Below are 12,913 nucleotides of genomic sequence, written 5' to 3' on the forward strand. Positions count from 1 at the left end.
CGGGAATCAGGGTGTATTCGTTGTATCCTGCTGGAGGGGTGGAGGTTGGGATTCCTTACCCTGTCCCTCGTTTTTTCTCACATGCGCTCCCTTGCTGGGGAAGGGATCGAAGCGCACCACACCATCTTTGTAAAAATAGGTGTCGTAATAAGGGTTGGCTGGCATAACGGCAAGATGGCCGGTCAGCAACAGAGTTTCCAGCATAGGTGGATTTTTGCCAAATTCGCTTCGGTAACGCGCCATGGCTTTTTCCAAAACCAGCACGCCCTCAAGGGCAGCGATCCGCTTCTGATACATCTTTTTTTCCGATTCCTTGTCTGTTGTGGCCATCATGCGCTGCAAAAAGTCTATGCCTGCGGCTGCATTTCCAGCCTCCGCCTCCAGGCGCGCGGCCAGAGTCGCCAACAGTGCAGGTCCTGCCGGCCGTTCCGCCGCTTGCTGGAAATAGCGGGACGCAGCGGCATTGTCTTTCAGAAAAAAGTAGTAATCAAAACCGATGAAAAAGGTGGGCATCCAGTGCCAGTTGCGCTTTGCATGCACTGGCTCCAGCAGGGCAATGGCCTCTTGCGGCCGGTTTGCAGTCCAGGGCAAATAGGCCTGAATGGCGCGAAAGGTCGGCTCAAAATACACATCCAGGGCAGTCGCCACGGCAAAGGCCTTTTGCACCCGATCCCATTCCTGGGTACTGAGCGCATCCGCCCGTCCCCCAAGGGAAGCAGCAATATCCAGATAGAGGAAATCGGCACTCAGGCCGGAAAATTCACCGGCTGCCACCTGGTAGAAACCCACCGGCAAGGGTAGCGAGCGCATGGCAAGGCCAGCCCTTTCCGGGCTGCGCAGATCCCGCAACTGCCGGTTGGCCCAAACATAGGCAGTCAGCGACAAAATGAGCGTCAGAGCAAAAACAAGGGCGCTTTTCACTTGCATGGCATCTCACGACAGTTCCTTGCGGGAAAAAACGAAAGTAGTCAGGAGCAGCACCAGAACCGTGTAGGCCAAGCCGTATAACAGTGTACAGCCGGCCAGCGACGGCGCGAGCGTCAGGCCGTAGGCAGCGTGTTGCTTCAGGTCAAAGGCGGCCAGATTGGGCAGCAGCCAGGCCGCCCACTTCAAAAATACCAGCACCGGACTGGAGCTGTCGGCACCGATCGTGAGCAGGGTGATGACCCGCTCCAGATACTGGCCGGCAAAGTAGACACCCAGCGTAAAGAGTACGGCCAAAAATGTCGAGGTGGACAGAACGGCAAAGAGCATGGCGCAGGCCAAAAGCATCAGGCAGCCGGTAAAGTGAAAGAGCAACGCCAGCGCAAACATGCCCCAGCCGAAGTTCACTGCCACATAGGCTGGCCGAAAATGGGCAATGATCCACACCGACATGGCTCCGCCCCCCCCCAGAATGAATTCGGTCAGCAGCAGCAATGCGGCAAAGCCGCAGAACTTGCCTAATATGTATTCGTACCGGGCCAGAGGCCTGGCCAGAAAGAGAAAGACGATGCGGCGGTCGATGTCCCGGCCCAACTGGTTGATGCAGAGAATAAAAATGATGAGCAGGGAACAGAGGGCAATGGCCGACATGCTGATATCCACCGCCACCTTGCTCAACTCGAAGTTGAAGGAATCGGCCAGGGTGAAGTTCAAACCAAAAATCGCGGCGGCGAAGCAGAGGATACTGAGCAGAATGCGGTTGCGCAGGGCTTCCTTGAAGGTAATGCCGGCAATCAGGGCAATGTTTTTCATGCCAGTTCCTCCTCCCGCTTTTGCACCACGGCCAGAAAGGCTGCCTCCAGATCTGCATGACCCCGCATGAGTTCGTGCACCGAACCATGAAAACAGAGTTTACTTTTGTAGACAATGCCCACCCGGTCGCAGAGCCGTTCAATGTCGCTCAAAATGTGGGAACTCATGAAAATCGTCTTGCCCCGTTTTTTCAGATCGCCCAGAAGGGTGGCCACCAGATGCCGGCCCAGGGGATCCAGGCCGCTCATGGGTTCGTCCAGAATGAGGATGTCCGGGTCGTGCACCAGGGCCGCGGCCAGACCCAGCCTTTGGCTCATGCCCTTGGAAAAGGAGCGTACCGGCCGGCTTGCAGCCTCCGTCAACTCGAGCACCTCAAGCAGCTCCGCGCCCCGCTCCCTTACCTGCCTTTTCTCCATGCCCGAAGCCTGCCCGCAGAAGAGAAGGGTATCCCAGCCAGAAAGATAGTGATAAAAATACGGATTTTCAGGCAGATATCCAATGGGCCGCCGCGCCGGCGGCTGGCGGTTCGAGAGTCCTCGAATGCTGATGCTGCCGCTGTCCGGCCGGATGAGATCCAGGAGCAGCTTGATGCTGGTACTCTTGCCTGCGCCGTTCGGCCCCAGAAGGCCGTAAAATTCGCCGCTGGCCACGGAAAGTGTCAGGCTTTCCAGTACCGTGCGCTGTTTATGGCCAGTGCGGTATTTTTTATGCACCGCCTTATAGGAAATATCGCTCATAAAATTCCTGGTTCAGAAAGGTAAAAAAGAAAGACAGCCAGATGATCGCTGTGGACGCTGCAATTAGTATAGTCGGAGGAACAGGCAAAGACAAGCAGGGTACAGAAAAAAGCTGGGCTAAGGCCGGTAGGGCCTTCCACGTTTTTTGGAGGATCATGGGAAGGCCGCACGATACTCAAGACAATGCAATGTTTTCGCAGAGTACTGTGAGCAAGCGGATTGCGGGAGACAAGGCTTCCAATGACTGGTTGGTGCCGCCAGGCCTCAAAACATCAAACCCTGCCAGCAGAGGCTGGCAGGGTTTGTTCAAACGGGTGCTGAATATTCAGCAGGAATGGCTCACAGTGCGGTCCACTTGCTCACCACATCACCGCCGCACTTAGCATTGGTAAATTCAACGGTGCCGGAAGTCGGGGCGGGAGCTGCTGTAGCGCCGCCCAGCGGGCCTTTCTTGCTGACGAAGAGCTTGTCGCCCTGGCAGTAGTAGAGAGCGGTGGAATCGCCCTCGGTGCCAAAGGCGCGATTGCCCTGGAAGTGGTGGGTGTAGGCATTGTAGGCACCGAATTCATTGTTCGTCACCGCAGCAGCGGTCACGCCGTTGCCAATGCCGAAGCCGACTGCCATTTTTACAGTTTTGTCCTGATTCTCACCGGCAATGGTTGCGCCATCGACATCAACCGTACCGCCATTCAACGGGCCAACCAGACCATTCGTGGTCTCGCCCTTATTGCCTCCACTCACGGTGCCGCTCTTGCCTTTGACCGTGCCGCCGTAGAACTGATGATCACCCATCAGTACCTCTTCCGCAGTCTTCAGGTTCCGCAGATCAGACTCGGCGGAGGAGTTGAAGGCGCGCATACGGTACTGGGCAAACTGCGGGATGGCAATAGCAGCCAGAATACCGATGATGGCAACGACGATCATCAACTCGATCAGGGTGAAGCCTTTGGCATTACGTACAATCTTTTTCATGGTATTTCCCTCCTGTGGGATTTTGGGGTAGGCCTTCCGTCTCTCTTCCGGCCCGGGTATTGTGGGCACCGTGTTCGCCATGAACCCGTAGCCCTGTTTTTTGCTAGATGCCCTTTTAACTCATGATCCGTGCCATTTGCAGAAACGAAATCTTTATTTTTAAAAAATATTGTAAATTCAATGTATAATCAAGGAAAGTTCAAACTGCGCCGCTCATCCGCATGGCCTCTGTCAGAGAAACGCTGGCTCTGCGGACACTTTATGTCAGCTCTTTTGCGACATTCACTGACACTTTTCGGCATAGCAGCCCGTTGAAAAACTCTTCAGGCAAGGCATAATGGTGCACAGGCGATCAAATTGTGTCGAGGAGGCAGTATGAGTCTTGGCCGGAGACAGGCCGAGCAGAAGAGCATGTGGCTGATCTATGATCAGCTGCCCCAGAGTCAGGGGCATGTCTTTTACGAGCGGCTGCAGAAGCTCCTGCGCCAGAAAGCATTTGACGCCTTCCTCGAAAAGCTCTGTGCACCCTTCTACGCCGAAAAGCTCGGCCGCAGGTCCATCCCGCCGGGCCGCTATTTCCGCATGCTTTTGATCGGCTATTTCGAGGGCATCGACTCTGAACGTGGCATTTGCTGGCGCTGTGCCGATTCCCTTTCTCTGCGCGAATTCCTCCAGCTCGGCCCCACCGAATCCGTGCCTGACCACTCCTCTTTGTCACTGCTGTCCCACTAAATTTGGAATAGCGATAACTGGTTGTTGTGTAATGGTATTTTTTGTTTTTCCGGACAAAAAAGTTCGTCTAAATCCCGCCGTTCAAACAAATTGAGCTGAACAAGCCGTAAAACCTGCAGGATAGATTGCCCCAGGCGACTGCGAAATTTGATGAAGGCCACCAGAAGATACGCGCACAACGCGATCCACAGCTGCGTCCGAACCGCGTTCATGCTACCGCCCACGAAGCTCTTCACCTTCAGGTGCTGTTTGATCCACTTGAAGAACAGCTCCACTTGCCACCGCTCCTTGTACAGTGCCGCCACCGTGGTTGCCGCAATATCCAGGGCGTTGGTCACAAACTCGTCTTCCTCACCTCTCGCTTCATCCAGAAAGCGGACTGTCCGGAACACGCCCTCCACTCCTCTGAACCGGATTTCCCGGTCTTCCAGGATACCCGCGCTTTTGCACCCCCGGCGTTTCGCGCCAGACTGCACCGCAGCACCACGCTTCAGGCGTGTGACGAAATGCACACCATCCTTCGTCAAGTCCTGATACCACTGGTAATCCGTGTAGCCCCGGTCAAAGACCACCCAGGAACCTCGGGGAAGACGCAGTTCACGCGCCTTGTTGATCTCGTGGACTCGCCCTGCCGTCATATCCACGAAGCTGGGCAAATAGCCGTCCGCCGCAAGCCCCACATGCAACTGCATCGCCCCCTTGCTGGCGCGGTACGTGGCCCGGCGAAACAGCGAGAGCGGCAGCTCAATCACCGTGGCATCAAGGAGATAGACCTTGCCGCCGTCTTTGAAGCGGAACTTTTGGTTGGGAGGCGCAAGCGATTGACAACGAGCCAAAAGCGCTACGAACACCTTTTCGAACAGCTAGGCGGCTGTCTTTTCATTAGCCCGCGCCAGACTGGAACGACTGAATGAGCCGAGGCCCAGATGATACAGTTTGCGACTTTGCGGTGAAAAGGCATCCACAATGCCGCGTAAACTGTCGCGTCCAGCGAGTTGCCCCACCAGCATGGCCACAAACTGCGTCCACGCAGAAAGGGCGCGGCGGTGTTTCTTTGGTTGAACCGCCCGGCGGACTTGCTCAAATTCATGTCTCGGAAAAACTCTAAGCAATTGGCCGACAACCGTGCTACAATATCCCATGGCTTGGACCTCTTTGGTTTTAATGAACTTTTTGTCAAATCCATTATACCACACCAGGGGCTCCAAGCCTTTATTTTATCCCGAAATCATTGATATTTTGTGGGACAGCAGTGATTTAATGGTATTTTTTGTTTTTCCGGACAAAAAGTTCGTCTAACAGCCCGTTGAAGAAAGGTTGATTTTTCGAAGGGGAGATGAATTCAAATTGCAAATGCACCGGTGAGGGCCTGGTTAAAAACCTCAGTGGGAGTCTGGTAGTGTAAACATTTGCGCGGCCGGTTGTTCAGTTGTTCTGCCGCCTTAACGACCATTGCTTCCGTGATCTTGTGAAAGCTGATGCCCCTTGGAAAATACTGCCGCAAAAGCCCGTTGCTGTTTTCGTTCGTCCCACGCTGCCACGGCGCATGTGGTTTACAAAAATACGTGCGCAGGCCAGTGGCCCGCTCCAGCGCCCTGAAGCCTGCCATTTCCGAACCGTTATCCAGCGTCAGGGTCTGCCGCAGCTTTGGCGGCACAGCACGCAGGCAGGGAATGAGTGCCGCATTGAAGGACGCGGCTGTCTTGTCCTGGACCCTGGCCAGCAAGAGAAAGCGGCTTTTCCGTTCGGTACAGCTGAGCAGCGGCTGCTTTTCCTTTGGAGGCACAGACAAGGTCGGCTTCCCAGTCACCAAAGCGGGTTCTGAGTTCCACAATCCCCGGGCGGCAGCTGATATCAATACGCCCGGGAAACAGGCGCCGGCCCTGGCCATACCTGCTTTGCCGCCTCCGGCCTTTGTGGGCGCGGCGTAAATGGCGGCAACTGGTATCGCCGAATTGTGCCGCTGCATAGACCCAGCGGTAGATAGTCTCTGTACTGATACGCATGCTCTGGTCCTCTGGATACTCCAGACGGATGCGGCCCGCAATCTGTTCGGGAGACCAGTTTGCGCGTAACTTTTCATCGACCCAGGCAAGCAGTTCGGGCCGATTCATACAACGGTAATGCCTTGGTCTCTTTCGTCGTTTCCGGGCACGCCGCTCTGCGCTCTGCGCACAATAGCCTCGTTTTGCGGAGCCCACGTTGCGGCGCAGTTCCCGGGAAAGCGTGCTGTGACTCCTGCCCAGGCGTCTGGCCATTTCCCGGCAGCTCAGGCCCATGGACACAAATATTTCGATACTGATGCGTTCTTCCAGAGTAAGATGGCTATGGGACATGGCGGGCTCCTTCTGGCTGAGTGGTTGTTGGTGCTGCCAACTCTACCAGAATCCCGCCTTGTCCTTCTAGGCTCAGGCCTCATTACTTGCCAAAAAGCAGCAAATCTGGTTGGTTGTGCTCAAGGAGGACGCCATGAGCCAACTTTTCTACCTTTCTGCCGAACAACTCGAACGTATCAAGCCCTTCTTTCCACGTTCACATGGTATTCCGCGGGTCGATGACCGGAAAGTCATCAGCGGCATCATTTATGTCATCAAACATGGCCTGCAGTGGAAAGACGCGCCGCGCGAGTATGGCCCGTACAAGACGCTGTACAATCGTTTTTTGCGCTGGAGCCGGATGGGCGTCTTCAACAATATTTTTACCGAATTGGCAAAAACAGCGGGACAGGATGGCCAGGTGATGATCGATGCGACCCACCTCAAGGCTCATCGTACCGCCGCCAGTTTGCTCAAAAAAGGGCTCTTTCCCGCTGTATCGGCCGCACAAAGGGTGGGCTGAACTCCAAACTCCATGCCCTTTGCGACGGCCACGGCAGGCCTTTGGCCATGAAGCTCACGGCAGGCCAGGTGAGCGACTACAAGGGAGCCGCCCTGCTTATGGATGCCATGGATGCTTTGCCTGAGACCAGGGCGCTGCTGGCGGACCGTGCTTATGACGCCGACTGGTTCCGTGATGCCCTGCGTGCCAGAGGCATTACGCCCTGCATCCCTCCCAGAAGGAGCCGAAAGAGACCTTGCTCGTACGATCAAGATCTGTATAAACAGCGGCACAAGATCGAGATCATGTTTGGCAGGATCAAGGACTGGCGGAGAATAGTCATGCGTTATGACCGCTGCGCACATACCTTCTTTTCAGCTCTGTGCCTCGCGGCTTCCGTCATATTCTATCTCGATTAATGAGGCCTGAGCCTAACTCTTCATGCCCCTACCACGTGGTGCATTTGGAATGAGAATCTACCAGGCGCATCTCCCCGGCAAAAAGGGGAGCGTTGGTCGCCCAGCCGGAGACAACAGACTGTTTATCAACGCGGTGTTCTGGATATTGCGGACAGGAGCGCCATGGCGCGATCTGCCTCCTGACCTTGGGGACTGGAAAAATACCCATCGCCGGTTTTGCCGTTGGCGTGACCGGGGTGTTTGGGAAAAACTCCTTGAAGTGCTCATGGTTGAGCCTGACTATGAGTGGCTGATGATTGATGCGAGCCATTGCAAGGTGCATCCCCATGCTGCCGGAGCGGTTGGCGGCAACCAGGCGATGAGTCGCACAAAAGGGGGCTCAACACCAAAATACATCTGGCCGTGGATGCGCATGGTATGCCGCTCGGAGTTGCTGTTACAGAAGGCACCAGAGCTGATTGCAAGGAAGCGTGCGCATTGATTGACGGTTTGAGCGCGGAGATACTTTTGGCTGATCGCGGATATGACAGCAATGAACTTATAGACAAGGCTGTTGAGTCCGACTGCCAGCCCGTCATCCCGCCCAGAAAAAATCGCAAGGAACAGCACGATTATGACAGAGAACTGTACCGTGTACGGCACCTGGTCGAGAACGCCTTTCTTCACCTCAAGAGATGGCGTGGCATCGCCACGCGTTATGCAAAACGAAGCCTCTCCTTCCTTGCCGCCGTGCAAATCAGATGTATCTCATTGTGGGCAGAAATCATTTGACGACACCATCTAACGTCATTCTGGAAGCCAAACAAAAAAGGCCATTGACCGGAACAATCCGGCCAATGGCCTGTGCGTAAAGATGGCGAGGCTGAGCTTACAGAATCAACCAGGTGGACCAGTTACCATGACCGCCGCAGGGTTGTCCGTACAGATCCTGGACAGCGACCTGGACTGCAACAGTGCTTGCCATAATGCCGGCCCGTGCCACCCAGGTGTCATTTTCACAGACCAGCACAGCAGTCGTTTCCGCCTCGCTTGCAAAGGCACGATTTCCCTGAGCATGGCGTGCATAGATGTTGAAGCTGGCATCGTTCACCATGGTATCGGCTCGTAAATAGACGCCGTTGCTGATGCCAAAGCCCACGGCATGGGGCTCGCCCTTTTGATCCATTCCACTTAAAACGACTCCGCTCACAGCTAGAGTGCCGCCCGATTTGGGGCCGAACAACTCAACGCCCTTCCCGTGTGCCCCGCCGGTGCCGGGCAGTATGCCTATCTCACTGGAACCGTAAACCTGTCCGTCCGTCATGAGTAGTTCCTCGGCACTTTTCAAATTACGTACATCGGATTCTGCTGCGGTGTTGAATGCCCGCATACGGTAGGCGACCACCTGGGGAATGGCAATGGCTGCCAGGATGCCGATAATGGCGACTACGATCATGAGCTCTATCAGGGTAAAGCCCTGAGCACGGCGAATTAGGCGTTTCATAATGATTTGCGGATGCTGGAAAAAGTATCAACCCCGCCGTCCGGGCAGGGGTTGTGTATCACAGCCGGGGATTCATAATGTGTGCCATTTTGCAAAAAAATGTTCGTTCTGGCCGATACGGACACGGAGGCAGGCTGGGACAGGGCCAGAGGCCTGTTCTTAACACCATTGGATCGTCAGACCCTGACGGCAGGGCCGCGTGCAGGTAGAGTCGTTTCCCATAAAAGGTGACATTTTTTTGCCATGAGCGCGAAATGTTGCCAAAATGCGGCAGAGCCGCCCTTTACTGCCAACGACCGGCCAGCAGCAGGCCGCAGTGGGGGCAGCGGCCAGGCTCGGCCGGAAACTCCGCGCAGTAGCCCTGCCGCCGGATGACCAGGCTGCCGCAGGCCGGACACAAGGTGTCGCCCGCGCCGTCCAGCCGCACGTTGCCCAGATAGACGTGGCGCAGCCCAACGGCCCGGCCGATGTCCCGGGCGCGGAGCAGGGTGGCTGTGGGCGTGGGGGGAACATTCTGCAGGCGGCAGGCCGGATGAAAGGCGGAGAGATGCCAGGGCAGATCCGGCGACAGCCCGGCCAGGAACCGCGCCAGGGCCTGGAGTTCCGCCGCATCGTCGTTCAGACCGGGAATGATGAGAGTGGTCACCTCCAGCCAGATGCCCTGGGCGAAGAGCCGGCCGATGGTGTCCAGCACCGGTTGGAGCCGGGCCCCGCAGACGCGGCGGTAGAAGTCATCTGAAAAGGCCTTGAGGTCGATATTGGCCGCATCCAGCCAGGCTCCGGCGCTTTGGGCGGCGGCTTCGCTCATGAAGCCGTTGCTCACCAGAATGTTCGCCAGCCCCGCCTCGTGAGCCGCAAGGCCGCAGTCTTCGGCAAATTCCAGAAAGACCGTGGGCTCCGAGTAGGTGTAGCTGACGCTTTTGCAGCCAGCGGCCAAGGCCATGGCCGCCACGTCCCCGGGGCGGCGCCGCACCGTCGCCGGCATGGGTCTGTCGCCGACCTGGGAAAGGCGGTGGTTCTGGCAGTGCAGGCAGCGGAAGTTGCAGCCCGGGGTGGCAATGGACCAGGTGCGGGTCCTGGACAGAAAATGGTACAGCGGCTTTTTTTCCACCGGATCCACCGCCTCCGCCGCCACCTGGCCGTAGACCAGGGAATACAGTCTGCCGGCCCGGTTTTCCCGGACCCGGCACAGGCCGCGCCCATCCGGCCCGATCCGGCAGCCCTGGGCGCAGAGACCGCAACGCACCATATCGCCTGCCGCCTTTTCGTACCAACGCGCCTCCATCATGTCGCCTCCTGTCGTCACTCCGGGTCCTGCCGCCCTGTTTCCGCTTTGCCTCTGACGCTGCAATACGGTACACTGCAAAAAACAGGAAAAACTCCTTTACCTTTCATTGTATATGCAGGAGCAGCACATGGCACGAGAAAGCAAGGCCAAAACGGCGACCAAAGGCGGGAGCAGGCCTGAAAGCGGGGGCAAAAGCACCGGCAAGACCCCAGCACCATCGCAGCAGGCGCCGGGCGGCTACGACATCCTCTTCAAGGGCGACAATATCGAACTCCTGCGCGGCACCATCCGCCACCACATCATGAGCTTTCAGGGCCGCGATCCCGACCGCGCCGGCAATGAGGACAGCTACCGCGCCCTGTCCTATACCCTGCGCGACGCGCTCATGTACAAGTGGATCAAGGGGCAGAAGAGCCTCTATGCCCAGGCCAGGAAGCGGGTCTACTATCTGTCGATGGAATTTCTGGTGGGCCGCTCGCTCACCAACGCGGTCATCAATCTGGGCATGCAGGAGCCGCTGCATCAGGCCCTGAAAACGCTGGGCACCGATCTCGAGGAACTGCAGAGCTGCGAGGAAGACGCGGCCCTGGGCAACGGCGGTCTGGGCCGGCTCGCGGCCTGCTTCCTCGATTCCATCGCCACCATGGGCATTCCGGCCTATGGCTATGGCATCCTCTACGATTACGGCATATTCCACCAAAGCATCGTGGACGGCTGTCAGGTGGAGACCCCGGACAGTTGGCTCCGCACCGGCTCGCCCTGGCTCTACGAACGCAGCCACTTCATGTATCCGGTGCAGTTTGGCGGCCGCGTGCACAGCTATATCGACCAGGAAGGCCGCTACCGCTCGCGCTGGGTGGATACCAACATTGTCATGGCCATGGCCTGCGACATGCTTGTGCCCGGCTTTCGCAACGACCACGTCATCAACATGCGGCTGTGGCGGGCCAAGGCCTCCCGGGAACTCGACCTGGAGAGCTTCAACGCGGGCGACTATGTGAGCGCTGTGGAAAGCAAGGTCCAGTCCGAGACCATTTCCAAGGTGCTGTATCCCAGCGACGACATTGCCGAAGGCCAGTTGCTGCGGCTCAGGCAGCAGTACTTCTTCGTGGCCGCCACGCTGCAGGACGTGATGCGGCGTTACCGCAAGACCAACGTGCACTTCGAGGATTTTCCGAATCAGGTGGCGATCCAGCTCAACGACACCCACCCGGCCATTGCCATTCCGGAGCTGATGCGCCTGCTCCTGGACGTTGAGGGCCAGAGCTGGGAGCTGGCCTGGGATGTGTGCGTGAAGACCTTTGCCTACACCAACCACACCCTCATGCCCGAGGCCCTGGAGACCTGGAGCGTGGACATGTTCGGCAGCCTCTTGCCCCGGCATCTGGAGATCATCTACGAGATCAACCGCCGCTTTCTCCTGGAGGTGGCGGAGCGCTATCCGGGCAACCTGCGCCGCATTCAGGAGATGTCGCTTATCGAGGAGGGGCCGGTGCGCAAGATCCGCATGGCCAATCTGGCCATCATCGGCAGCCATTCCATCAACGGCGTGGCCGAGCTGCACACCAAGCTGCTGACCGAGCATCTCTTCCGCAACTTCTATGAGATGTATCCGGAGCGCTTCAACGCCAAAACCAACGGGATCACGCCCCGGCGCTGGCTGCTCTGCTGCAATCAGGAGCTGGCCCGGCTGATCGGCGAGAAAATCGGCATGGACTGGGCCACCGATCTGGACAAACTGCGGGCATTGGAAGCTTTTGCGGATGATCCGGAGTTCCGGCAGCGCTGGCGCGAGATCAAGCGCCTCAACAAGGAGAAACTGGCCGCCATCATCAAAAAACGCTGCAACGGCCTGGAGGTGGATCCGGATTCCCTGTTCGACATCCAGGTGAAGCGCATCCACCAGTACAAGCGGCAGCTTCTGAACGTGCTGCACGTCATTCGCCTGTACCAGCACTTCGTCGCGCACCCGGAAAGCACGCGGCCGGCGCGCACCGTCATCTTTGCCGGCAAGGCCGCGCCATCCTACCAGCGCGCCAAGCTGATCGTGCGGCTGATCAACTCGGTGGCCGGGGTCATCAACCGGGACCCGCGGGTGGCCGGCCGGCTCAGGGTGGCCTTTATTCCGAACTACGGGGTCTCGCTGGCGGAACGCATCATTCCGGCGGCTGACCTCTCCGAACAGATTTCCACCGCCGGCACCGAGGCGTCGGGCACGGGCAACATGAAGTTTGCCCTGAACGGCGCCCTTACCATTGGCACCCTGGACGGCGCCAATGTGGAGATCCGGCAGGAGGTGGGGGCGGAGAATATCTTCATTTTCGGCATGACGGCCCAGGAAGTGGAGAGCGAGAAACGGATCAAATCACGGAAGCCCATCCAGATTTACGAACAGAACCCGACCGTGCGGGCAATCGTGGACGCCATTGCCCAGGGCGCTTTCAGCGATGGGGACAGGGAACTGTTCCGGCCCCTGGTGGATGATCTGATGAGTGAAAACGACCCCTACCTGCTGCTGCTGGATCTGGAATCCTACCTGACCTGCCAGGATATGGTAGGCGAGATATACGGCGATCAGGATGCCTGGACGAAAAAATCCATCCTCAATGTGGCGCGCATGGGTAAATTCTCCAGCGACCGCACCATCCGCCAGTATGCGGAGGAAATCTGGGGTATCAGGGTGGAGTGAACGGGATAGTGGAGCTCAAAAAGCGCACAGGCCCCTTGC

At 57.4% G+C, this 12,913-nt stretch carries 8 protein-coding genes and 4 pseudogenes; 4 read left to right on the forward strand and 8 right to left on the reverse strand.

The annotated features are described in order from the left end of the window. Positions 1 to 6: 6 nt before the first annotated feature. From CAY53_RS11410 to CAY53_RS14165, 4 genes are all read right to left on the reverse strand, one after another. Positions 7 to 927 (reverse strand): hypothetical protein, encoded by a 921-nt coding sequence (locus tag CAY53_RS11410; RefSeq protein WP_104937201.1) that lies wholly within the window; start codon positions 925 to 927, stop codon positions 7 to 9. Positions 928 to 933: 6 nt separating this feature from the next. Then, on the reverse strand, positions 934 to 1,737 hold the full coding sequence (locus tag CAY53_RS11415) for an ABC transporter permease (RefSeq protein ID WP_104937202.1): 804 nt from the start codon (positions 1,735 to 1,737) through the stop codon (positions 934 to 936). Beyond that, a complete protein-coding gene (locus CAY53_RS11420; protein ID WP_104937203.1) occupies positions 1,734 to 2,474 on the reverse strand; it encodes an ABC transporter ATP-binding protein in 741 nt (246 codons plus the stop codon). Before CAY53_RS11420 ends, CAY53_RS11415 begins: the two co-directional genes overlap by 4 nt. 339 nt (positions 2,475 to 2,813) lie before the next feature. Next, complete coding sequence (locus CAY53_RS14165) at positions 2,814 to 3,446, reverse strand: type IV pilin protein (RefSeq protein WP_281261029.1); 633 nt, start codon at positions 3,444 to 3,446, stop codon at positions 2,814 to 2,816. Positions 3,447 to 3,821: 375 nt separating this feature from the next. Here CAY53_RS14165 and CAY53_RS11430 point away from each other — a divergent pair. After that, positions 3,822 to 4,163, forward strand: a pseudogene (locus CAY53_RS11430) (transposase); the annotation flags it as partial. An 11-nt stretch (positions 4,164 to 4,174) separates the two neighbouring features. Here CAY53_RS11430 and CAY53_RS11435 read toward each other — a convergent pair. Further along, positions 4,175 to 5,320: pseudogene (locus CAY53_RS11435) on the reverse strand (IS4 family transposase). 200 nt (positions 5,321 to 5,520) lie between these two features. Then, positions 5,521 to 6,514, reverse strand: a pseudogene (locus CAY53_RS11445) (IS30 family transposase). A gap of 133 nt (positions 6,515 to 6,647) precedes the next feature. Between CAY53_RS11445 and CAY53_RS11450 the strand changes: the two are divergent. Next, positions 6,648 to 7,414, forward strand: a protein-coding gene (locus CAY53_RS11450; protein WP_245874819.1) for an IS5 family transposase whose coding sequence is annotated in 2 segments (ribosomal slippage) — positions 6,648 to 6,981 and positions 6,981 to 7,414 — 768 coding nt in all. Because the reading frame shifts where the segments join, the coding sequence is not laid out codon by codon here. A 22-nt stretch (positions 7,415 to 7,436) separates the two neighbouring features. Next, positions 7,437 to 8,185 (forward strand): IS5 family transposase gene (locus tag CAY53_RS11455; protein ID WP_425430768.1). Its coding sequence is split into 2 segments (ribosomal slippage): positions 7,437 to 7,794 and positions 7,794 to 8,185, totalling 750 coding nucleotides; the frame shifts between segments, so codons are not numbered across the junction. Positions 8,186 to 8,791: 606 nt separating this feature from the next. Here the strand turns inward: CAY53_RS11455 and CAY53_RS13065 are convergent. Next, positions 8,792 to 8,897 (reverse strand): annotated as a pseudogene (locus tag CAY53_RS13065) (prepilin-type N-terminal cleavage/methylation domain-containing protein); the annotation flags it as partial. Positions 8,898 to 9,180: 283 nt separating this feature from the next. Further along, the gene (gene amrS / locus CAY53_RS11465) at positions 9,181 to 10,185 is read right to left on the reverse strand and encodes an AmmeMemoRadiSam system radical SAM enzyme (protein WP_104937207.1); all 1,005 of its coding nucleotides are present in this window, start codon (positions 10,183 to 10,185) and stop codon (positions 9,181 to 9,183) included. Positions 10,186 to 10,312: 127 nt separating this feature from the next. Between amrS and CAY53_RS11470 the strand changes: the two genes are divergently transcribed. Then, positions 10,313 to 12,874, forward strand: a complete 2,562-nt coding sequence (locus CAY53_RS11470; protein WP_219842672.1) for a glycogen/starch/alpha-glucan phosphorylase — start codon at positions 10,313 to 10,315, stop codon at positions 12,872 to 12,874. The last annotated feature ends 39 nt before the right edge of the window (positions 12,875 to 12,913 follow it).

The sequence above is a fragment of the Desulfobulbus oralis genome (assembly GCF_002952055.1).
GTDB classification, from domain to species: Bacteria; Desulfobacterota; Desulfobulbia; order Desulfobulbales; family Desulfobulbaceae; genus Desulfobulbus; species Desulfobulbus oralis.